The sequence below is a fragment of the Shewanella maritima genome, assembly GCF_004295345.1.
GTDB classification, from domain to species: Bacteria; Pseudomonadota; Gammaproteobacteria; order Enterobacterales; family Shewanellaceae; genus Shewanella; species Shewanella maritima.
Map to the genome: position 1 here is coordinate 1,237,198 of NZ_CP036200.1, position 22,006 is coordinate 1,259,203.

16 protein-coding genes are annotated in these 22,006 nt (G+C 44.3%); 7 read left to right on the plus strand and 9 right to left on the minus strand.

The window, feature by feature from the left end; all coding sequences use genetic code 11:
* Positions 1 to 84 precede the first annotated feature (84 nt).
* From barA to recN, 3 genes are all read left to right on the plus strand, one after another.
* Positions 85 to 3,108, plus strand: coding sequence for a two-component sensor histidine kinase BarA (gene barA, locus EXU30_RS05215; protein ID WP_242620325.1), 3,024 nt, complete (start codon positions 85 to 87; stop codon positions 3,106 to 3,108).
* Positions 3,101 to 3,715 (plus strand): YjaG family protein, encoded by a 615-nt coding sequence (locus EXU30_RS05220; RefSeq protein ID WP_130598138.1) that lies wholly within the window; start codon positions 3,101 to 3,103, stop codon positions 3,713 to 3,715. The genes barA and EXU30_RS05220 overlap by 8 nt, the downstream gene beginning before the upstream one ends.
* A 209-nt stretch (positions 3,716 to 3,924) precedes the next feature.
* Complete coding sequence (gene recN, locus EXU30_RS05225) at positions 3,925 to 5,583, plus strand: DNA repair protein RecN (RefSeq protein WP_130598139.1); 1,659 nt, start codon at positions 3,925 to 3,927, stop codon at positions 5,581 to 5,583.
* A 345-nt stretch (positions 5,584 to 5,928) separates the two neighbouring features.
* On the opposite strand, the gene EXU30_RS05230 is transcribed toward recN, so the two are convergent.
* From EXU30_RS05230 to glyA, 9 genes are all read right to left on the minus strand, one after another.
* Positions 5,929 to 6,423, minus strand: coding sequence for a phosphatidylglycerophosphatase A family protein (locus EXU30_RS05230; RefSeq protein WP_130598140.1), 495 nt, complete (start codon positions 6,421 to 6,423; stop codon positions 5,929 to 5,931).
* Positions 6,423 to 7,379, minus strand: coding sequence for a thiamine-phosphate kinase (thiL, locus tag EXU30_RS05235; protein WP_130598141.1), 957 nt, complete (start codon positions 7,377 to 7,379; stop codon positions 6,423 to 6,425). The genes EXU30_RS05230 and thiL overlap by 1 nt, the downstream gene beginning before the upstream one ends.
* A 97-nt stretch (positions 7,380 to 7,476) precedes the next feature.
* On the minus strand, positions 7,477 to 7,881 hold the full coding sequence (nusB, locus tag EXU30_RS05240) for a transcription antitermination factor NusB (protein ID WP_130598142.1): 405 nt from the start codon (positions 7,879 to 7,881) through the stop codon (positions 7,477 to 7,479).
* An 11-nt stretch (positions 7,882 to 7,892) separates the two neighbouring features.
* Complete coding sequence (ribH, locus tag EXU30_RS05245; RefSeq protein ID WP_130598143.1) at positions 7,893 to 8,372, minus strand: 6,7-dimethyl-8-ribityllumazine synthase; 480 nt, start codon at positions 8,370 to 8,372, stop codon at positions 7,893 to 7,895.
* Between the two features lie 122 nt (positions 8,373 to 8,494).
* A complete protein-coding gene (gene ribBA, locus EXU30_RS05250) occupies positions 8,495 to 9,598 on the minus strand; it encodes a bifunctional 3,4-dihydroxy-2-butanone-4-phosphate synthase/GTP cyclohydrolase II (RefSeq protein ID WP_130598144.1) in 1,104 nt (367 codons plus the stop codon).
* Between the two features lie 157 nt (positions 9,599 to 9,755).
* Positions 9,756 to 10,418: a riboflavin synthase gene (locus EXU30_RS05255; protein ID WP_130598145.1), complete on the minus strand. Its 663-nt coding sequence runs from the start codon at positions 10,416 to 10,418 to the stop codon at positions 9,756 to 9,758.
* Positions 10,419 to 10,457: 39 nt separating this feature from the next.
* The gene (gene ribD, locus EXU30_RS05260) at positions 10,458 to 11,612 is read right to left on the minus strand and encodes a bifunctional diaminohydroxyphosphoribosylaminopyrimidine deaminase/5-amino-6-(5-phosphoribosylamino)uracil reductase RibD (protein WP_130598146.1); all 1,155 of its coding nucleotides are present in this window, start codon (positions 11,610 to 11,612) and stop codon (positions 10,458 to 10,460) included.
* Between the two features lie 48 nt (positions 11,613 to 11,660).
* Positions 11,661 to 12,110: a transcriptional regulator NrdR gene (nrdR, locus tag EXU30_RS05265; RefSeq protein ID WP_130598147.1), complete on the minus strand. Its 450-nt coding sequence runs from the start codon at positions 12,108 to 12,110 to the stop codon at positions 11,661 to 11,663.
* 174 nt (positions 12,111 to 12,284) lie between these two features.
* Positions 12,285 to 13,538 (minus strand): serine hydroxymethyltransferase, encoded by a 1,254-nt coding sequence (gene glyA, locus EXU30_RS05270; RefSeq protein WP_130598148.1) that lies wholly within the window; start codon positions 13,536 to 13,538, stop codon positions 12,285 to 12,287.
* A gap of 237 nt (positions 13,539 to 13,775) precedes the next feature.
* Here glyA and ettA point away from each other — a divergent pair, with 237 nt between their 5' ends.
* The 4 genes from ettA to EXU30_RS05290 all read left to right on the plus strand — a co-directional run bounded on the left by ettA (position 13,776) and on the right by EXU30_RS05290 (position 21,761).
* Complete coding sequence (ettA, locus tag EXU30_RS05275; RefSeq protein WP_130598149.1) at positions 13,776 to 15,443, plus strand: energy-dependent translational throttle protein EttA; 1,668 nt, start codon at positions 13,776 to 13,778, stop codon at positions 15,441 to 15,443.
* Between the two features lie 361 nt (positions 15,444 to 15,804).
* The gene (locus EXU30_RS05280; protein WP_242620326.1) at positions 15,805 to 17,001 is read left to right on the plus strand and encodes a hypothetical protein; all 1,197 of its coding nucleotides are present in this window, start codon (positions 15,805 to 15,807) and stop codon (positions 16,999 to 17,001) included.
* 148 nt (positions 17,002 to 17,149) lie between these two features.
* Positions 17,150 to 17,626, plus strand: a complete 477-nt coding sequence (locus EXU30_RS05285) for a LabA-like NYN domain-containing protein (protein WP_130598150.1) — start codon at positions 17,150 to 17,152, stop codon at positions 17,624 to 17,626.
* A gap of 358 nt (positions 17,627 to 17,984) precedes the next feature.
* The gene (locus EXU30_RS05290; RefSeq protein WP_130598151.1) at positions 17,985 to 21,761 is read left to right on the plus strand and encodes an EAL domain-containing protein; all 3,777 of its coding nucleotides are present in this window, start codon (positions 17,985 to 17,987) and stop codon (positions 21,759 to 21,761) included.
* The last annotated feature ends 245 nt before the right edge of the window (positions 21,762 to 22,006 follow it).

The window sequence follows — 22,006 nt, forward strand, 5'->3', positions numbered from 1 at the left end:
CAATAAAAAACTAGTCAACACTGCTCAAAATCTGGCAGTCTAAGTGCTAGCGAAATTATATCAAATAGGACAGCTTTGGATACCATGGAAACAGCTAACAGTGTAACCAAATTCAGTTTGCGATCTTGGGTACTGGTACTCGCGTTAGCCCCCACCATTGTGGTTGGTATTTTACTTGGTAGCTATTTTACAATTAATCGTTTCTACGAATTAGAAGACACGTTAATTGCTAAAGGGCTGAGTATTGCTGAGCCCCTAGCCATTGCCAGCGAATTTGGTATTGTCAGCAACGACAGAGAATCCACCAAACGCCTACTATCTGCATCCCAAGTTCGCAATGCCTCTCTGATACACTCTATTGCATTATTTGATACTAATAACCAACTGTTTGTTACCTCTCATTACCACAAAGATTTTGAGACCATGCGCTACCGCAACCCTGTTGCGCAACTAACAGAAAGCGAGCACGAAACCATAGGGGATACCATGATCATCCGGGTCCCTGTGGTAGCCAACACCGAGCTCAAGCCTAAAAAGGCGGCGCAATCTCAAACTGAGCAAATCGATGTTCCAGCTGTGTCAGAGCCAGAGCGAGCACGCCCCAATAACAGGCCCATTAATGTTGATGCCGAGGATCTACTCGATGGCGCTGAGCAATATCAAGGTTATGATCAGACTTTGCCGTCAGACACTACTGCGCAGTTGATTGCGCTTGCCAATGATTCCCAAACATCTCGGACACAAACTGCTGAACCCGCAAGACCGACTGCTAACAATGAAGTTTACAACGAACGTGACGAACGCCTTCTTGGTTATATGGCGATTTTGATGAACAAGGAAAATGCACTCCTTGCACAGCACCGCTCAGCCATCGCAGCGTTTGTGATTATCTTAATTGGCGTGCAATTTAACCTGTTTTTTACCTTTCGCTTAGTGAAGTTTGTTAACCACCCTATTACCGAAATGGTGCGCGTGGTGGCTAAAATCCGTGAAGGTAAGCTCAGTGCTCGGCTTGAAGGTAATTTGATTGGTGAACTGGATTTATTGAAACGTGGTATTAACGCTATGGCAAGCTCCTTGTCGGAATACCATGACGAGATGCAGCAAAATATTGACCAGGCGACATCTGATCTTCGAGAAACATTAGAGCAAATCGAGATCCAAAACGTCGAGCTTGATTTAGCAAAAAAACGCGCCCTTGAGGCCAGCCAAATTAAGTCGGAATTCTTAGCTAACATGTCTCATGAGCTGCGCACACCACTTAATGGCGTCATCGGCTTTGCTCGTCAGTTAATTAAAACACCACTGCACTCGAGTCAGCTCGATTACATTAAAACCATTGAACGCAGCGCAACTAACCTACTTGGGATCATCAACGATATTCTAGATTTCTCCAAGCTTGAAGCCGGTAAAATGGTACTTGAAAAAATGCCTTTTGCCCTGCGAGAAACCATCGCTGAGACCTTAGGCATTATCGCAGTAAGTGCACAAGAAAAAGGCCTAGAGCTGGTTGTCGATATTGACTCAAATGTTCCAGAAAGTGTTACAGGTGATGCGATGCGGATCAGCCAAATTATCACTAATTTGGTAGGCAATGCGATTAAGTTCACTGACGAAGGCAGCGTTAATATCAAAATCCACTTAGTGACCTTAAGTGATGAGACTGCCACCTTACGCTGTGAGATTATTGATACCGGCATAGGTATTGATGAAAGCCAACAAGATTACTTATTCCAGGCATTTGGTCAGGCTGACTCGTCGATTAGCCGCCGCTTTGGGGGCACAGGTCTTGGTCTAGTGATTACCAAGCGCCTAATCAACCAAATGGGCGGGCAAATCGGTTTTACCTCTAGTCCTAATCAAGGCTCAAACTTCTGGTTTATCCTGCCATTAGGCATTAGCCAATTCCAAATTGGTGAAGTTCTACCTATGGATGCGCTGCACCACAAAAATGTATTGGTGTTTGAGCCTCGCTCATTAAGCCGCGATACCCTGAACCGCCGCTTTGAGTCATGGCAAATGTCACTTACTAGTGTAGGGCAGCTGGATCACTTTGAGTCAACTTTAGACAATGACAAGGTGTTCTTCGACTATATTATTGTCAGCTGTAAAGGCTTCAAAACAGATGAAGACTTCACCAAACAACTGCAAAAAGCCAAGCAACATACTAAATGCCTAGTATTAATGCATGAGATTCAAGATCAAAGATTAATTGAAGAAGTGCTCACGCCAAATACCGATGTTCTACTAAAAACGCCAGTGAGCGACTACACTCTTGCGCGACATATGATTTACCCACCTGAGCCTAAACCGCTACAGCAAATCACCAAAACACCGGTTAAAGTACAAGAGAAAGCCAATGTTAACGTACTGGCAGTAGATGATAACCTTGCCAACCTAAAGCTTATCGACACGCTATTAAATGAGTTAGTCACCAACGTGACCACAGTCAAAAGCGGCGAAGATGCGGTGCAAGCATCCCGCAATCAAGTCTTTGATATCATCTTTATGGATATTCAAATGCCTGGGATGGATGGCTTAAAAGCCACAACCATTATTCGTGACAACTCACTTAATCGTCACACGCCGATTATTGCAGTTACTGCACACGCGGTTGCTGAGGAGCGTGAGAATATTTTACAAAGCGGCATGGACGGTTTCTTACCTAAACCTATTGATGAAGAGTCCCTCAAAACCGTCATCAATAAATGGGTCGCCGCGCCGCAATTTACCCACTTTGATGTGCACACGCTCAATTGGGAGCTATGTTTATCGCAAGCTAACCAAAAGCCAGATCTTGCATTCGACATGCTGAAAATGTTGATGGAGTCGATCCCTGAAACCATGAACAATATTGAGCAGTCGTTTGCCGAGCACCAGTCTGAGCGATTACTGCAAGCCGTACATAAACTTCACGGCGCAAGCTGCTATAGCGGCGTACCAAGAACGCAAAAGCTGTGTCAGGAGATTGAATCGGCGTTAAAGCAGAAAACCCCGATTAATGACATTGAACCAGAAATACTAGAGTTACTTGACGAGTTAACTAAGGTAGAATCTGCAGCACAGCAAGTCATAGATCAATTATCGGTGGAAATCCCCAATGACTAACAAGACAGGTTTTTTTAAACGTCTTAAAGCCCTTAGCCTGCCGCAAAAACAAATTTTTGCTATCGCTTTATGCCAACGTATGCTTCCTAACTACCAACTGTTTAGCGAAGTGTGTGAATTTGGTAAACCACAAGTACTTAGCACAGCGCTTGAATTACTGTGGCAAAGTCAGTACGACAAAAAACTCAAGTTTAACCTTGATGTACACTTACAACGCCTTGAAGAAATCATGCCAGAGCCGGCAGATTTTGACGTTTATGGCGTCTATCCTGCTCTAGATGCCGCGGTTGCGGTTTCGACCTTACTCAGCGCCATCAATGCCCAAGCTGAAGAAGATATTGTTAACATCAGCAAGCTTTCTTCAAGCACGGTTGCGCACTACATTGAAGCCATGAGCGAGCAAGAGCTTGAAGGACAAAACCTAACTCACAAGCAACTCGACGACTATGTATTTGCCCACCCTATGATGGAGCAAGAAAAGCAATTGCAAGGTATGCTGCTTGATATCATTGAGCTAGAGCCTCTCAATGCCGAGTTCATTAAAGGTTTGCGCAGAGACATCATTGAGGCCGACGCCTCAAACCTCGGTATTAGCAGTAAAGCTTAATTACTGTATTAATAGCCGTTTTAATAACTCATTTCAAAGCTCGCGGTCGCGAGCTTTATTTTTATCTAAATAAAATTCAACAGCTTAACAGTATTACCAAGTTATATAAGCATACAAGGACACATTTTTTCAGCAACCGCCTTTACTGTATAAAAAATCAGTATATACTGTTTATCAATACAGTGGTTGAGTAAAAATAGGACAACAAGATGCTTTGCCAGCTAAACATTAACAACTTTGCTATTGTGCGCTTTTTAGAATTGGATTTTAAAGCGGGCATGACCAGTATTACTGGCGAAACCGGTGCAGGTAAGTCGATTGCGATTGACGCCCTTGGCTTGTGCCTAGGTAACCGAGTCGACACTAACTCAGTGCGCGCAGGAGCAAGCAAAACTGAAGTAAGCGCCCGCTTTACTTTAGATGATGTGCCTTTGGCAAAGCGTTGGCTAGAAGATAACGATCTCGACTTAGATGACGACTGTATTTTACGCCGTACTATCAGCGCTGAAGGTCGCTCTCGCGCCTACATTAACGGCAATCCTGTACCTGTTACTCAGCTAAAGTCTCTAGGGCAATTATTAGTTGGCATTCATGGCCAACACGCCCACCATGCGATGCTAAAAAGCGAGCACCAACTTACCCTGCTCGATGCCTATGCTAACCATAAAATGTTGCTTGATGCTGTAAGCAGCAGCTACCAAAGAAGTCGCCAAATTGAGCAGGAATTAAAGCAGCTTGAACAAGCTCAGCACGAGCGCCTTGCGCGTAAGCAGCTACTGCAGTATCAAGTCGAAGAGCTTGATGAATTTAACCTGGGCACGACTGAATTTATTGAGATAGAACAAGAACATAAAAAGCTTGCTAACGGCAGTGAATTGATTGAGAGCTGTCAGCACACCTTATCGCTATTAAGCGACAATGAAGAAGCAAACATCGGCTCACTGTTATACCAAAGCATCAGCCTTGCCGACAGGCTCGGCGAGTTTGACCCAGAGTTAGCTCAAGTAAGTGAAATGCTCAATCAAGCACTTATTCAAGTTCAAGAAAGCGCCAGTGAAATTGAGTCTTACGTTAGCAATATTGAACTCGACCCGCAGCATTTTGAGTACCTGGAAAACCGCCTGTCCATGGCTATGCAACTGGCACGTAAACATCAAGTGTCAGCCGATGAACTCGCTAAGCATCACCAAGCTTTAAAAATTGAGCTTGAGGATCTCAGCAGTGATGAAACCAAGTTAGATGAAATTAAGCAGCAACTTGCACAAAGCCGAGAGGCTTACCAGCAACATGCGAAAAAACTGAGTCAAAGCCGCACTCGCTACGCGAAAGAGCTAAACAAGCTAGTGACCCAATCAATTCAGGAGCTAAATATGCCTAAAGGCAAGTTCTGTATTGATGTCGACTTTAACGAGGACGCTATGAGCGCAATGGGCTCAGATAAAGTTGAATTCACGGTAACCACTAACCCAGGACAACCACTGCAACCTATCGCCAAGGTAGCGTCAGGTGGTGAGCTATCACGTATAGGCTTGGGTATTCAGGTTATTACAGCGAAAAAAGTCTCTACACCGACACTGATTTTCGACGAGGTTGATGTGGGTATCTCAGGCCCAACTGCAGCGGTAGTCGGCAAAATGCTACGCTCACTTGGTGAGTCCACCCAAGTATTTTGTGTGACCCATCTGCCGCAAGTAGCTGGCAATGGCCATCAACACATGTACGTTAATAAATTCAATAAAGGCGGCAAAACCGAAACCATGATGACGCCGCTCAATAAAGACCAAAGGGTTAATGAGCTAGCACGACTGTTAGGTGGCGATATCATCACAGAAAACACTCTTGCCAATGCTAAAGAGCTGCTGCAGTAGTATCTATCGTTGATATAGATTGGCGCACAAGCTTCACAGCTTAATACATGCGTCTAAGTTAAACACCGTGAGAATAAACATCGGCAAGATAGGCTCTTTGTAGATTAGCCCTTTGAAGATAAACACTTATAAGGAGGGTGTTTACATAAAAGGGTTTAGGTACCAGACGGTTAACAGGTTGGCTTTCAGATAGTTAGCGCTCTTAAACTGATGACCATTAGAATGGTTATATAATCAATGGCTAAGACCTGTTCCTAGCATAAACAAGGTATTAAAAAGGCATTAAGTATCCACTTAATGCCCATTAGTTTTATCGATGCGACTTAATAGAGCGGCGGTATTAGCTTAAGCTAAAAAGTAAGCTAACCCTTGCAAGCAAATCAGGGCAAATACTCCAGCCAACACGTCATCAATCATAATACCAAAGCCACCATCAACCTTGGCATCTAACCACTTAATTGGCCACGGCTTGATAATGTCGAAAAAGCGAAATAGACCAAAGCCTACTAGCAGCCATATCCAGCCCGCTGGCGCCGCGATAAAGGTGATTAGTAAACCTGCCACTTCATCCCATACAATCGCCCCATGATCATGCACCTGCATATCTTTAGCGGCTTTATCACAGATATAAATACCAGCGATGATGCTCACTAAGGTTAACGCAAGATAAATAGGTAAGCTAAGTGGCGCCATTAACAAATATAGTGGGATAGCAGCCAAAGTACCGAAAGTGCCGGGCGCTTTAGCAGCTAAACCGCTACCAAAGCCTAGCGCTAAAAAGTGAATTGGGTTAGCAAGCGATAAACGCTTAACTGCAGGGTCTTGAGATAGAAATTTCATTAAAAGTGTTCAAAGCCGTTTTGTTCAATCTGGTAAGGCTGGCCATCTTGTACCAACTTAAGCTTATCACCCGGGCAGATTTGACCAATTTTGACAAACTTAACCCCGGCATGAAGTAAAGCGGTATCAATGGCGCCGCGCTGAGCCTCAGGTACAGTAAATAGTAACTCGTAATCTTCACCGCCGGTTAATGCATAGCTTAACGCCTTGTCTTTATCGACACTCTCAAGCATTGAAGTTGATAGCGGAATAGCATCGACATCAATAATTGCGCCCACAGAGGATGCTTTTAAAATATGCTGAATATCTGAGATTAAGCCGTCAGACAGGTCAATTGCACTGGATGCTAATGAGCGCAGCGCTTGACCTGCAAGTACGCGAGGTGTTGGATTGTAATGACGGTTAATCAAGTAGCCTTTGTAATCAGAGCTAACCTCCTGCTTACCAAGCAAGATATCTAAACCTAATGCCGAGTCGCCTAGGGTGCCTGTAACATAAATCCAGTCGCCATTGTTTGCACCAGCGCGAGTAAGCGCTTTACCGTGCGGTACTTGACCATGAATTGTCACTGTAATCGACAATGGACCGCGAGTAGTATCACCACCCACCAGCGATACACCATAGTACTCAGCAGCTTCAAATAACCCCTGACTAAACTGAGTCAGCCATTCTTCATTAACTTCAGGCATGGTTAACGCAAGCGTCATCCAGGCAGGCTCGGCCCCCATGGAAGCAAGGTCTGATAAGTTTACTGCTAGAGATTTATAGCCTAGAGCACTGGCTGGTATTTCAGACAAGAAATGAACATTCTCGACTAAAGTATCGCATGAGATCGCCAGCGATTTACCTTCAGCAGGTAACACGATAGCGCAATCGTCACCAATACCAAGCTCAACATCTCGCCTGTTTAAACCATGGTCACGAAAGTAATGTTCAATTAATTGGAATTCTTTCACAGTGGTTGTTTGCGCTTACGCGCTACCTTGTTTGCACCTTGAATACGCCTAGCAAGCAACAAATGAAAAACGGCATCCGAAGATACCGTTTTCAGTGTTACTTTTGCTTGACTAACTTATCCAGCAATCCGTTAACGAACTTGTGGCTATCGTCAGCACCAAATGCTTTCGCTAGCTCAATTGCTTCATTAATTGCCACTTTAAATGGCACATCGTCACGGTAGGTTAGTTCATACGCAGCTAGGCGAACAATAGCCTTCTCTACTGGAGAAACGTCATCAAATTCACGGTCTAAATGAGGTACAAGACGCTCATCAATTTGTGCAGTTTTAGACGCTACGCCCGCCAGTAACTCACGGAAGTAAGCAAGGTCAACGCCATCTGTCTTCTGTTCAGTTAAAAACTCATGTTCAACATCAGCAACATTGTTTTGGCTAAGCTGCCATGAATAAATAGCTTGAACAGCTAAACGACGTGCCTTACGGCGCTCTGAAGGCTTCATTAAATTTCCTACTATACCAACTGTTGTTCTAGATCTTGCAGCACATTAACCATTTCTAGCATGCCAAGTGCAGCTTCACCGCCCTTGTTACCAGCTTTAGTACCAGAGCGCTCAATCGCTTGCTCGATGGTATCAGTTGTTAATACGCCAAATGAAACTGGAATATCGTATTCAAGTGCCACTTGAGCTAGGCCTTTGTTACACTCGCCAGCCACCATATCAAAGTGTGGAGTGCCACCGCGGATAACCGCACCTAGAGAGATAATTCCGTCAAACTTACCGCTAGCAGCCACACGGCGTGCAGCAAGTGGAAGTTCTACTGCGCCTGGTACACGTACAATAGTAATGTTTTCATCTTGTACCTGACCAAAACGCTTAAGTGTGTCTAATGCACCTTCAAGCAGGCTTTCAACAACAAAAGAGTTGAAACGCGATACAACAATCGCCACTTTGGCATTTTTCGCTTCGATATTACCTTGAACTACGTTCATTCTTATCTTACCTAATTTAGCTAAAGCACCCAGCTCGGGTGAAAGAGGCGCTATGATACCATAGCCACCCTTGTTGAGCGCAATGTAATTAATGAAATTGTTAAATAGTAAGCTGTAAAAGCTTACTCAGATATATACTCTGTTACTTCTAACCCAAAACCTGATAACGAATGATACTGTTTTGGTGAGCTAAGTAGGCGCATAGTGCTCACACCTACATTAGCTAGAATTTGTGAGCCAACACCAACACGGCGTGACGTACCTTGCCACTTAGCAGGTGCAGCAGCTTCGCCTTTGTCTTCAGCTTCAAACGCTTTGACTTTGGCAAGAATATCACTGCTATGCTCTTGATTGCCCAGCAATACCATCACACCACCTTCAGTTGCAATGCGCTCCATGGCTTTCTCTAGTGGCCAGCTACGCTGCTGATCACGCTCAGAATGCAATAGGTCATTAAAGGTGTTTTGTAGATGCACGCGCACTAGGCAGTTTTCAGTCACATCGCCTTTAAGTAGCGCATAATGCAATTGGTTGTCGATGGTGTCGCGGAAGGTCACGAGGTCAAAATCACCAAAGCGTGTTGGTAGCTTACACTGGGCTTCACGCACCACTGTGGTTTCTTTGTTGTTACGGTACTCGATTAAATCGGCAATGGTGCCCATTTTAATACCGTGCTTTTCGCTGAATACTTCAAGGTCTGGCATGCGCGCCATGGTGCCGTCTTCGTTAAGAATTTCGACAATCACGCCTGAAGGTTCAAAACCAGCTAAACGCGCTAGGTCGCAACCGGCTTCAGTATGGCCTGCACGGGTTAACACGCCGCCATCTTGCGCCATTAACGGGAAGATGTGCCCTGGCTGAACAAGATCGGCAGCTTTGGCATCTTTAGCTACCGCCGCTTGCACTGTCACCGCGCGGTCATGGGCAGAAATACCTGTCGTCACGCCTTCAGCGGCTTCAATAGATACCGTGAAGTTAGTTGAAAACTGTGCGTTATTATTGGTTACCATTAACGGCAGATTTAGCTGCTGACAACGCTCTTTGGTCATGGTCTGGCAAATCAACCCTCGGCCATAAGTCGCCATAAAGTTGATTGCTGCAGGAGTAACACATTCAGACGCCATAATGAGGTCGCCTTCATTCTCCCTGTCTTCATCATCCATCAAGATAACCATCTTACCCTGACGAATATCTTCGATGATTTCTTCTATGCTGTGTAACGCCATATAAAAACCTTTTTGCTAGTCGCTCGTTTTAGAGTTGTTGTCTCTATTATTGTCACCCGAACCATTTTAATACCAATCGGCATCAGGCTCAGGCGTTTGATTTATTCTGTATCTTTGCCGCAAACTTCGGCTTTTCTCTTGCTAAGCGGCGCTTGAGCTAGCGCATGAAACCTGACTTTGCCAGCAGCTCCATGGTTACACCTGAGTGTTCGCCTGCATCTTTAGCTGCACTAGGGTCCATCAACCTTTCAAGATAGCGGGCAATTAAGTCCACCTCTATGTTGACGCTATCCCCAGCTTTCATGCTAGTTAACGTGGTTTCGGCTGCGGTGTGCGGCACGATAGTGAGGCGGAATTTACTGCCATCAACTTCATTCACCGTTAAGCTCACACCATCAATGGTAATTGAGCCTTTATGGGCGATATAACGCGCTAACTCTTTTGGCGCATCAAGCCAAAACTCAATTGCTTGACCACGCATGTCACGCTTAACCACTTTGGCGATGCCGTCAACATGACCGCTTACCATATGCCCACCAAGACGCGTATTAGCCGTGACAGCTTTTTCAAGATTGACCTTTTGACCAACTTGATAGTTTGCAAAACCCGTAAGCGCCACTGTTTCAGCAGACACGTCTGCCACATAACCATTTGCTAAGCACTCAACTACGGTTAAACACACACCATTAGTAGCAATACTGTCACCTAGCTTTACATCACCAAGATCTAACTTACCGCTATCAACCGTCAAACGGATATCATTACTTTGGCGCTCAATCTTAGTTAAGGTACCAAGGGCTTCAATTATCCCTGTAAACATATGCTCTCGCTTTGAAAAATTATTCTATAAACTCGGTTTCTAATTAGTTTGCTCGTTGCCAGTCATGCGCAGCACTATCTTGGTGTCTTGCCCTACCCTTGTTTGCTCAACAACTTCTCCAACAGGAAGCTGATCCATTTGTAAATAGTCAGGTAAGTTAAGCATATTTCTGCCCTGGCTTCCGAGGATTTTCGGCGCCTGATATATCACCAACTCGTCCACTAATTTTTGCGCCACAAAACTGCCGCTCAACGTGGCGCCAGCCTCAACAAACACCGAGTTACAAGATTCGCCCAAATGTACTAAAACTTGTTGCAAGTTAATGCGACCTTTATCATCTAAATCCGCCTTGAAAACAGAGACATGTGATGGAAGTTGGCTTTTTACTAATTCAGGGTAAGGTTTTGTAGTCACCAGCAAGATGGGGGAGTCGATTGCAAACAACCGATATTCTGCCGTTAAGCTCGCGTGGGTGTCTAGCACAACCCTAAGCGGTTGGTGAATCTGTGTTTCATGAAGGGAATTTTTAAGGCTACCTAACTCGTCATAACGCACATTGAGACTTGGATCATCCATAGTGACAGTGTTGACGCCTGTTATAAGCGCGCAGTGCTGAGCACGCAGGCGCTGCACATCTTGCCGAGCTTTTGGGCCAGTGATCCATTTAGACACACCATTACTCAATGCAGTTTTGCCATCTAAACTGGTGGCAACCTTAACTGTCACCCAAGGCAAGCTCGTTTTCATGCGCTTCATAAAGCTGCGGTTTATTGCATAAGCCTGTGCTTCAAACAAGCCCACATCAACTCGAATGCCCGCTTGTTCAAGCATATTGATGCCGCGACCTGCAACTTGTGGATTGGGATCTAATACTGCAACAACCACTCTGGCGACTTTTGCATTAATTAAGGCCTCGGCGCATGGCGGCGTGCGCCCATAATGGCTACAAGGTTCAAGGGTGACATACGCCGTCGCGCCCTGCGCGCTAACTTGCTGTTGTTTAAGAGTGTTGAGCGCATTCGCTTCGGCGTGGCCTTGCCCTGCCACCTTGTGATAATCCTCGGTAATAATAGTGTTGCCTTTGGTTATCACACAGCCAACACAAGGGTTTGGGCGAGTGGTATAGCGACCGCGCTCAGCAAGCTGCATAGCACGGGTCATCATTTGCATGTCGAATGTCGACCAAGTGGGCATTGAACGTCCTAGTAACTATATTAAGAAGAGATTATTCTTGTGCCGGCACTACTTTTGTAGCTTAGCGATGGCCTCACCAAACTGGGAAACATCTTCAAATGCGCGGTAAACAGAAGCAAAACGAATATAGGCAACTTTATCCAATGACATCAGCTGATCCATCATTAGATTACCTATCATCTCTGAGTTGACTTCCCGCTCGCCTGTAGCACGTAACATAGATTTGATTTTACTCAGTGACTGCTCAATTTGATCCATTGACACTGGACGCTTCTCAACCGCGCGCAGCATACCGCCGCGGAGCTTCTCTTCATCAAATGGCTGACGAGTGCCGTCTTGCTTAATCACTCGTGGCATCACCAGCTCCGCCCCTTCAAAAGTGGTGAATCGCTCGTGACACTCCATACACTCACGGCGGCGTCTAACCTGATGGCCGTCTGCAACTAATCTGGAATCAATAACTTTAGTATCTGTCGCGCTACAAAATGGGCAATGCATTGTGCCTCCGCAGAAAAACAAAATGGCCTCTAACATTAGCGGCCATTGAAGTTTATCTTATTTACAGCAGTAGGTTAAGGTGAAAGGCTAAAAACTGCGCCTCTATCTCGTTATGCAAAAGCACCTAAAGCATAAGCACCTAAAGCACAAGCGCCCTACGCATGATTGCGCTGATTAAGCGTAAACCGGGAACTTAGCACATAGCTCAAGCACTTGTGCTTTAACACGGTCAATCACATCTTGGTTTTGTGCATCATCAAGAATGTCACAGATCCACGTTGTTAGCTGCTTACACTCAGCTTCTTTAAAGCCACGGCGAGTGATTGCTGGCGACCCAATACGGATACCAGAAGTCACAAACGGTGAGCGTGGATCATTTGGCACTGAGTTTTTGTTTACTGTGATGTTGGCGCTACCAAGCGCTGCATCAGCTTCTTTACCTGTTAGCTCACGACCAATTAGGTCAACTAGCATTAGGTGATTGTCAGTACCACCAGAAACGATTTTGTAACCGCGCTCAAGGAACACTTCAACCATAGCTTTAGCATTGTTCACCACTTGCTGTTGGTAAACTTTGAACTCAGGCTCTAACGCTTCTTTAAATGCAACCGCTTTACCTGCGATAACATGCATTAGTGGGCCACCTTGGCCACCTGGGAATACTGCAGAGTTTAGCTTCTTATATAAGTCTTCATCGTCTGCTGCAGAAAGAATGATACCACCGCGTGGGCCAGCTAGCGTTTTATGGGTAGTTGACGTCACAACGTGCGCGTGTGGGATTGGCGTTGGGTATACACCAGCTGCAATTAAACCAGCAACGTGCGCCATATCAACGAATAGGTAAGCACCAATTTTATCAGCGATTTCACGCATTCTCGCCCAGTCAACAATACCTGAGTATGCAGAGAAACCACCAATCATCATCTTAGGCTTGTGCTCTAAAGCTAGCTTTTCCATTTCGTCGTAGTCGATTTTGCCTGACTCGTCGATACCGTAAGGGATGATGTTGTAAAGCTTACCAGAGAAGTTTACTGGTGAGCCGTGAGTTAAGTGACCACCGTGAGCTAGATTCATACCTAGAACTGTGTCACCTGGCTGAAGCAGCGCCATAAATACCGCACTATTAGCTTGTGAACCAGAATGCGGCTGAACATTGGCGTAAGTTGCACCAAATAGCTCTTTCACACGGTCAATAGCTAGAGTTTCAACGGTATCAACATACTCACAACCACCGTAGTAACGCTTGCCTGGGTAACCTTCTGCATATTTGTTGGTAAGCTGAGAACCTTGCGCTTCCATTACGCGTGGACTGGTGTAGTTTTCAGAAGCAATTAGCTCGATGTGCTCTTCTTGACGAAGCGTTTCGTCTTCGATCGCTTTAAATAACTGAGGATCATAATCGGCAATGTTCATCGCTTTTTTAAGCATGTTAACTCCAAGCAAGTTCTTATATATAGGGTTGCGCGGTATTCTACTCTGCAAGTGAGCTGAATCACACCCCAAATAACATGAAATTCACTGTGTTTTAAATTCAAAACGATTCATGCTTGATTGCCTATTGAAACCACAGCGATAAGCGCATCGCTTTCCAAGGGATTTATTATTGAGTTGTTGAACTTATCGCGTAAACTTAGCCCATCTAGATAAAAAGGATATAACAACCTCATGGCGCAATTCGTATATAGCATGCTGCGAGTGGGCAAAATCGTCCCTCCGAAAAAGCAAATTCTTAAAGATATTTCGTTAAGCTTTTTCCCTGGAGCAAAAATTGGTGTTCTTGGTCTAAACGGCTCAGGTAAATCAACCCTTCTAAAAATCATGGCGGGTTTAGATACCGAAATTGAGGGTGAAGCGCGCCCAATGCCTGGCCTAAAAATCGGTTACCTACCGCAAGAGCCAAAGCTTGATGAATCACAAACCGTGCGTGAAGCCATTGAAGAAGCGGTAGCTGAAGCCAAAAACGCCCTAACTCGTTTAGATGAAGTTTACGCTTTATACGCAGAGCCAGATGCAGACTTTGACGAGCTAGCTCGCGAGCAAGGCGAACTCGAAGCCATTATTCAGGCAACCGATGCACACAACCTTGATGCGGTGTTAGACCGCGCTGCTGATGCGCTACGTCTGCCAGATTGGGATGAGAAAATTGCGGTACTTTCAGGTGGTGAGCGCCGCCGCGTAGCGCTTTGTCGTCTACTACTAGAAAAACCAGAAATGCTACTACTTGATGAACCGACCAACCACTTGGATGCAGAGTCTGTCGCTTGGTTAGAGCACTTCTTACAAGAGTACACAGGTACTGTTGTGGCAATTACCCACGATAGATACTTCCTTGATAACGCGGCAGGTTGGATTTTAGAGCTTGACCGTGGTGAAGGTATTCCATGGGAAGGTAACTACTCTTCTTGGCTTGAGCAAAAAGATAACCGTCTTAAGCAAGAAGCGGCGACCGAAAGCGCTAAGCAAAAAACCATCGCCAAAGAACTGGAGTGGGTACGCCAAGGTAGCAAAGGTCGTCAATCAAAAGGTAAGGCGCGTATGGCTCGATTTGAAGAGCTTAATACTAACGACTACCAAAAACGTAATGAGACTAACGAGCTATTCATTCCGCCAGGGCCGCGCCTAGGTGATAAGGTTATTGAAGTTAACAACCTAACTAAATCATACGGCGACCGCATCTTAATTGATGACTTGTCATTCACCGTACCTAAAGGTGCTATCGTCGGTATTATCGGTGCTAACGGTGCGGGGAAATCAACCTTGTTTAGAATGATTTCAGGTGACGAGCAACCAGATAGTGGCTCTATTGAAGTGGGTGAGTCAGTTAAAATCGCTTCGGTTGAGCAGTTCCGTGACTCAATGGACGACAGTAAAACAGTGTGGCAAGAGATTTCTGATGGGCAGGATATTATGCGCATCAACAACACAGAGATCCCAAGCCGTGCTTACGTTGGTCGTTTTAACTTCCGCGGCGGCGATCAGCAAAAAATCATTGGCACCTTATCTGGTGGTGAGCGTAACCGCGTTCACCTAGCAAAACTGCTACAAGCTGGCGGTAACGTATTGCTACTCGATGAACCAACCAACGATTTAGACGTAGAAACACTACGTGCACTTGAAGAAGCGCTGCTTGAGTTCCCAGGCTGCGCCATGGTTATCTCGCATGACCGTTGGTTCCTTGACCGTATTGCGACCCATATTCTTGACTACCGTGACGAAGGTCAGGTTAACTTCTACGAAGGTAACTACACCGAGTACTCAACCTGGTTAAAGAACACTTATGGAGCAGATGTAGTTGAGCCGCATCGCTTGAAGTACAAGCGCATGAGCAAATAAGGCGGTAGCAAAATAGCTATGCCACACAAAAGCAGAGGTCAAATGACCTCTGTTTTGCTTTGTAAAAGTTTCCCAAAGCACATAAAAAATACATAAACAACAAGCGAACATAGCAAATACAAACAACAGAAAGCTAAAAAACGTTGCTCGCCAATCAAGCGTTCTATTTTATAGCTCAATCGTTAGTTAATAACTCGATCTTTATCAATAATCGGTCACCCAAACGCGGTAGTCGATGACAATCTGTTTGTAAAGCGAAAACAAGTTAAGTATGATTAATTCTTAATGGATTATTTCGCCCTTAGCCGAATTTTTCATGGCGTTTTTGAGTGCTAATGGTTCTAGTCTATAAAGAAGAATAATGGAGAAATCAGTGAGATACGGTTCAATTGCCCTTGCCCTAGTATGCTTATATGCAAGTAACTCATATGCTGCACTGGAAGTCATAACAAGTTCAGAAAAAAACACCCTAAAAGATATTGAGCGTCAATATAATATTGACCCTCAACTGATCTCTGTTAACGACAAGTTCTCTCGACACAACAAAAAAGCCAACGATATTGAAGAGTTAAAAAAGAAGATAGTGTCTGAAAAAGCACGCTATGAAGAACTTGTTGGTCAACTTCAAGACAAAATTCTTGCCAAAGCCAACATGCCAGCCTTTTACCGTCAAATTGAAGATACAGTTAACGGCATCGACTCACTAGAAACTCGAACCCGACTAGACACTCAAACGCTGGAAGGTGAGCGTGAAGATATTCAAGCAGAATACAAATCAATTAATGCAAAGCGCTCAGAGAAAAGTCAAAAGCTGTTCAAGCTAAAAAAAGACATTACTGACCGTTTAGTAGCGGATTTATCTAAATCAAGCAGTGAGCTACCTGTTAATATCAATGGCTCAACTGAATGTAGTAAGTTCCAATCTATTGCAGACTGTTTAAAAGAGTCTAAAAGCTACATTCTTAGCAATACCCGCAACGAGTCACCTTTTCTTACCGACAAATCAGTATTGCTTGATTATGAAGTGCTTGATGCCAACATGAACATGCATGGCGAGCTTAACTACAAAGTAGCGATGAAGTTCAAGCCATCATACAACAAGAAAATCGATGCCATCATCAATGAAGAGCTTGGGTTAAAGTCTGCCATGATCACCCTAGTAAGTAACGTTGATGCCGACTGGTACATCAATGGCAACAAAGTGGGAACCGGTAAAAAACTGTTCCACGAAATTCCGCTAGGCAAACATGGTATTTTGGCTTCTTATCAATCGGAAGATAAGTCGAGCGTTGAGAACATCGAAGGTAATGGCGTATTTAACTACAACTTCGACAAGCCACAAGTTGCAAACAGTGTCGAACGTCTGCCTGAACAGCCTAAACAAGCAGAAAAAGCAAAACCTAAAGCCAAGTACACCCTATTTTCAGACAACACCAGCATGCCAAAAGGTGACGCAAAAAAAGTCACTACCGAAAAAGGTTATGAGTATTTTATGGGTGTGAAACCGTCGACCAAAAAACAGGTGATTGAATTCACTAACGAGCCTACAGAAAAGTAGTTACTCGTTCAGCTCAATTCAATGACTTATCAAAGCCAGCAATACTCACGCTGGCTTTTTTATTGAAATCGCCATACTCATGCCAAAATCGCGAGATAGTAGCAAGACAGTAGCTAAATTCTAGCAAACCAATATTGTTAAGGACGAGATCTTGAAACAGAAAGTCGCCGTGTTTGTCGATGTGCAGAACATCTACTACACCTGCAAGCAAGCCTTTAACCGCAGCTTTAATTACAGGCGCTTGATTGCAGAGCTTAATGATGAATATGACATCGTCTCAGCAACCGCCTTTGCTATTGCCCCGCAAGATGACGGTCAAACTAAGTTTCAAGATGCACTCAAATACATGGGGTTTAACGTTAAAACTAAACCTTATATTCAGCGCAGTGACGGCAGTGCTAAAGGCGACTGGGATGTGGGTATTACCATAGACGTGCTAGACGCTGCACCTCGGGTCGATAAAGTAATCTTACTTTCTGGCGATGGTGATTTTGATCTATTACTGAAACGCGTTCGCACGATTGGCTGTGAAACTTGCGTCATAAGTGTCAATACGCTTACTGCTAAGTCTCTTATTGACCAATGCGATCACTACCGCGCAATCTGCCCACAATTCCTTCTCTAATACTTCAACCTTTTCCAATAGGCATACATAATAGTCCGTCCATCAATACAAATAAGTAAATAGAGCCTAGCGTCACTTAGGTAACAGTTGCTTGTAAGATTGGCTATTATAATAACTGGGTTGTGATTTCAGCAAAGCAAATTCGGTAACCTTATACTTACGTAGCTACAGAGTATTAAGGCGATACAATTTGATCCAGCTTATAGCCGGCATGTTTAAAATGTGACATTTCCCCATAATAAATTATGTGCCACAATGACCATCGCAATTCTGCCCTTAATGTGACCTTCATAGGCGCGAAATAGCCAAGGAATTAGGCTGATTATTTGAGTAACAGTAACTAATCGACAAGGCATTGATGTTTAAAACAAAGCTTTCTTTTTGCTTATTTGTCATCAGCTTATTTTGCGGCTTAACTCACCTAGCCCAAGCCAAGCAATACTCCCTTGAGCAGATCAATGTATCTGAGGGGTTGCCGTCGACTCTAATCAATAAAATCTTCCAGCAACAAAATGGTTATTTGTGGTTTGCCAGTGACGGTGGAGTGAGCCGTTTTGATGGCATCAATTTCGTTCACTACCGCTTCTCGCCCGACGAGCCACGTCATATATCCAATAACTTCGTCAATGAAATCGTTGAAGATGAGCAAGGTAACCTTTGGTTCGCGACAGAAGACGGCTTAAACAAACTTTTGCCTGATGGCAGTATCGAAATTTACTACCAAGGACACAATGGCCTGCCATCTAGCTGGATAACAGACATATATATCGATTCAAAAAAGCAGATGTGGCTTGGCACAGGAGCAGGGCTAGCAAAAGCAAATCCAGACGGAAGCTATACAACATTCAAGCTTTTACACCAAACTGAAGATAACCAACCCAATTACTATAACAGCACTATCTACAGCATTGTTGAGGATGACAACGGCGCTATATGGGCTGGAACCGACATAGGTCTTGCTATTCTTAAGCCGGGCAAAAGTGAGCTAGTACTATTCAAGGAGCAAGACTCAAGCTACTACCTTGACACTTATGAAGCGCCAAAACAAACACAGTTTTTTGGCGATTACTTTTTAACTGCCCAAAAACATGAAAATGGTAAATTGCTGTTTGGCACTCAATACTCAGGTTTACTTATACTCGACCCAGATACAGGAAAAGTTGATCAATACTCTGCTACCGGCAGCCGCATCCAAGGTAGATTTATCCCGAATAATACCATTGAAGCAATCACTCAGAAAAACGCCAGCGAATATTGGCTATCAACCAATAGCGGCGCCATCAAGCTCAATATCGACACCGGTGAGTTCGAACATATCGAACCAATACCGTTTGAACCGACTAGCTTGCCTTCAAAATACGTCAATCACATATTTATCGACAACGCTGGTATCACCTGGTTCGCCACTAATCAAGGCGTTGCATTTTACAGTCCGCTGAGAGACGCAGGAGTATTTTATAAGCCGAGGCCGTTAGACACACAGTTATCAGCCAGTACTGCATTTAGTTTCGCAGTACAAAATGAAAACATACTGTATGCCGCAACTGAAGGTGGACTAGATAGAATTTTATTGGATGAGCAAATATCTCTACTTGATCCCTTAAAAAAATTTTTTGAAGATAATAAAACGGAAGTTTGGGGTGTACGTACTGATAAATTGGGCAATCTGTGGCTTGCTCACCCATACGGCCTGACTCGAATTAAGGGTGATAAAGTCGATCACTATTCTTCGGCGGAAGACAATAAACACGGTTTTCCAGAAAGAGAGTTCTACACTGCTGAGCCAGATAATAAAGGCGGAGTGTGGATAACAGGCTATATGATGGGCGCACTGTACTTTCACCCAGAAAACAACATCCTTAATTCTTACCTCGATGATATCAACGCACTATATTTACTCGGCGGTAACTTCAGCTTTCAAACCATAATAGCCCAAGATGGTAAATTGTGGCTGGCAACCACTAATGGCGTATTTGTCGTCACCCCTGGTAAAGAAGGCTTTGAGCATATTAGCTTTGGTTCAGCCCAAGAGAACATTCGTGTTGGCGGCTTGTTTCAAAGCCAAGATGGTGCAATTTGGGCTGCGACGTTGGGGTTAGGACTCGCCAAAATCGTCGTTGATGAAAGCTCTGAAACAGGCTTTAGCATAGAGTACTTTAATCAGGATCATGGTCTGGCTGATAATCGATTGAAAGCTGTTGTTGGCGATAAGCAAGGACGCCTGTGGCTCACCAGTCAACAAGACCTTGTGATGTTTAACCCTAAGACGCAACGTTTTGTTCACTACCCAAGTTTATTCAACGAGCGTAACCTGAATTTTTCAGAATCGGCTCTCACCATTACCGAAAAATATCTTATTGCTGGCAGCAACCGCGGCGTATTGCAAGTCGACATAAACAAGCTCACATACAATAGGTTTGAGCCTAAAGTACACATCACATCTGCGATTATCGCCGGTAACGACTACCATCAAGTCAATAACCAAGATGGCTCACCACTGACCTTTGACTACGATCAGAACGTAGTGCAATTTGCCTTTGCAGCACTCGATTATACCGAGCCGGCTCGCAACCAATATCGCTACCAATTAATGGGGTTTGACAACGATTGGATTGATGCTCAAAGCACCCCGCAAGCTATGTACACTAACCTGCCACCAGGAAAGTATACCTTTAGAGTGCAAGGCAGTAACAGTGATGGTATCTGGAGCCCCTACCAAGCTAACTTTAGCTTTACGATTAAGCAACCATGGTGGCTGTACACCCTGTTTATTTTGGCAAGCATTATTGTACTTATGACTTGCCTGTACGTGGTTAACCGCTTTAGACAGATCAATGAGCTAAAAATGCGAGCTAATTACGATACCTTGACAGGCCTTGCAAACCGATACTTCTTTAACCAAACACTGGACCGTACTTTAAGTAATGAAACCCAGTCTGGCGCAGTTGTCTTTATTGATCTGGACCACTTTAAAGAGGTGAACGACACCTTAGGTCACGATGTTGGTGACGAGCTAATTATTCAAGTGGGCAAACGTTTAAAGCACACCATCAAGCAGCAAGATACGCTCGCACGACTCGGTGGTGACGAATTTGCAATTATTATTAACGGCCCTTTAGAACAAGAGAATTTAATCAAGATAGCCCAGCGCTTAAAAGAAGCAATGGCCGCAGGGTACCTAATTAATGACAACTGGATTAACAGTTCTGCCAGTATCGGAATTGCCCGTTTCCCTGAAGATGGAGCAGATAGTAAGACGCTATTAAAGCATGCAGATACCGCTATGTATGCAGCTAAAAATCAAGGTCGCAATGACATTTACTTCTTTAATCAAGCGTTATCAGATGCCTTAATGGAGCGTTTGTCCATCAAACAAAAACTAGCCGATGCGATCACCGAGCAACAATTCAAACTCTACTATCAACCGAAACTGAGCTTACCTCACCAGCACATCGTTGGTTTTGAAGGCTTACTGCGCTGGCATCACCCTGAAGATGGTTTCATCGCGCCGGACAAATTTATTCCAGAGGCCGAGCAAAGCGGACAAATTATCGAGATTGGTTTATGGGTGTTAGAGCAAGCTTGCATACAAGGTAAAGCTTGGGATGATGCTGGGTTACTGCAAACCAACTTATCGATTAACATCTCACCAGTGCAATTAAATCACGCCACTATCGTTGAAGATATTGAGCAGATACTTGCGAAAACCGGCTTTGCGCCAAACAAGCTTGAGCTTGAAATAACCGAATCTATTCTTATTGAAAACGTTGAGTTGGCTAAAACCCTACTTAGCCGCTTAAAAGCTATTGGCGTACGCGTAGCACTAGATGACTTTGGTAAAGGTTATTCGTCTCTCAATTATTTAACTCAATTCCCAATCGATACCCTAAAAATTGATAAGGGCTTTATGGATGCGGTGCTCCAAAGCCCAGAAAACCACCTAGTACTTAAAAACATAATTAACCTAGGTAACGAGCTAAACCTTGATGTAGTTGCTGAAGGCGTTGAAACCCAAGCTCAGCTTAATCTGTTACTGCAATATCAATGTCACTGCGCTCAGGGCTACCTATTTAATCCACCAATGCCTGTCGATAAAATTATTCCTCTGCTTAATCCAGTGGCGCTTTCTAGCTAACCAGAGCTCGGGATTAGGAAGTGTCAATGACTCTCTATTCCTGAGTTATATCTAACATTTAGTTTCTAGCGAGATAGTTTTGTTTAGTTCAAGGCGAAGCTGCGCGTCAATAGCTAGTCTATTGCAAGTAGCTTCAACGCAGAAATAGACAAAAATAGCCGTTAGAAACCAATTTATTATCCCGAGTTCAGGTTAGCTAATGGCTGTTTAAGCAAATAACGCGCTAGCCAAGTGTATGCAACTCA

Bases quoted from the DNA above. Each gene is read 5' to 3' on its own strand.
- EXU30_RS05220 (WP_130598138.1), top strand. From the start codon at position 3,101: ATGACTAACAAGACAGGTTTTTTTAAACGTCTTAAAGCCCTTAGCCTG.
- ribBA (WP_130598144.1), bottom strand. From the start codon at position 9,598: ATGGCGTTACACAGCATAGAAGAAATCATCGAAGATATTCGTCAGGGT.
- EXU30_RS05280 (WP_242620326.1), top strand. From the start codon at position 15,805: ATGGAGAAATCAGTGAGATACGGTTCAATTGCCCTTGCCCTAGTATGC.
- glyA (WP_130598148.1), bottom strand. From the start codon at position 13,538: ATGCTTAAAAAAGCGATGAACATTGCCGATTATGATCCTCAGTTATTT.
- EXU30_RS05255 (WP_130598145.1), bottom strand. From the start codon at position 10,418: ATGTTTACAGGGATAATTGAAGCCCTTGGTACCTTAACTAAGATTGAG.
- EXU30_RS05230 (WP_130598140.1), bottom strand. From the start codon at position 6,423: ATGAAATTTCTATCTCAAGACCCTGCAGTTAAGCGTTTATCGCTTGCT.
- nusB (WP_130598142.1), bottom strand. From the start codon at position 7,881: ATGAAGCCTTCAGAGCGCCGTAAGGCACGTCGTTTAGCTGTTCAAGCT.
- nrdR (WP_130598147.1), bottom strand. From the start codon at position 12,110: ATGCATTGCCCATTTTGTAGCGCGACAGATACTAAAGTTATTGATTCC.
- ettA (WP_130598149.1), top strand. From the start codon at position 13,776: ATGGCGCAATTCGTATATAGCATGCTGCGAGTGGGCAAAATCGTCCCT.
- ribH (WP_130598143.1), bottom strand. From the start codon at position 8,372: ATGAACGTAGTTCAAGGTAATATCGAAGCGAAAAATGCCAAAGTGGCG.
- recN (WP_130598139.1), top strand. From the start codon at position 3,925: ATGCTTTGCCAGCTAAACATTAACAACTTTGCTATTGTGCGCTTTTTA.
- ribD (WP_130598146.1), bottom strand. From the start codon at position 11,612: ATGCCCACTTGGTCGACATTCGACATGCAAATGATGACCCGTGCTATG.
- EXU30_RS05290 (WP_130598151.1), top strand. From the start codon at position 17,985: ATGTTTAAAACAAAGCTTTCTTTTTGCTTATTTGTCATCAGCTTATTT.
- barA (WP_242620325.1), top strand. From the start codon at position 85: ATGGAAACAGCTAACAGTGTAACCAAATTCAGTTTGCGATCTTGGGTA.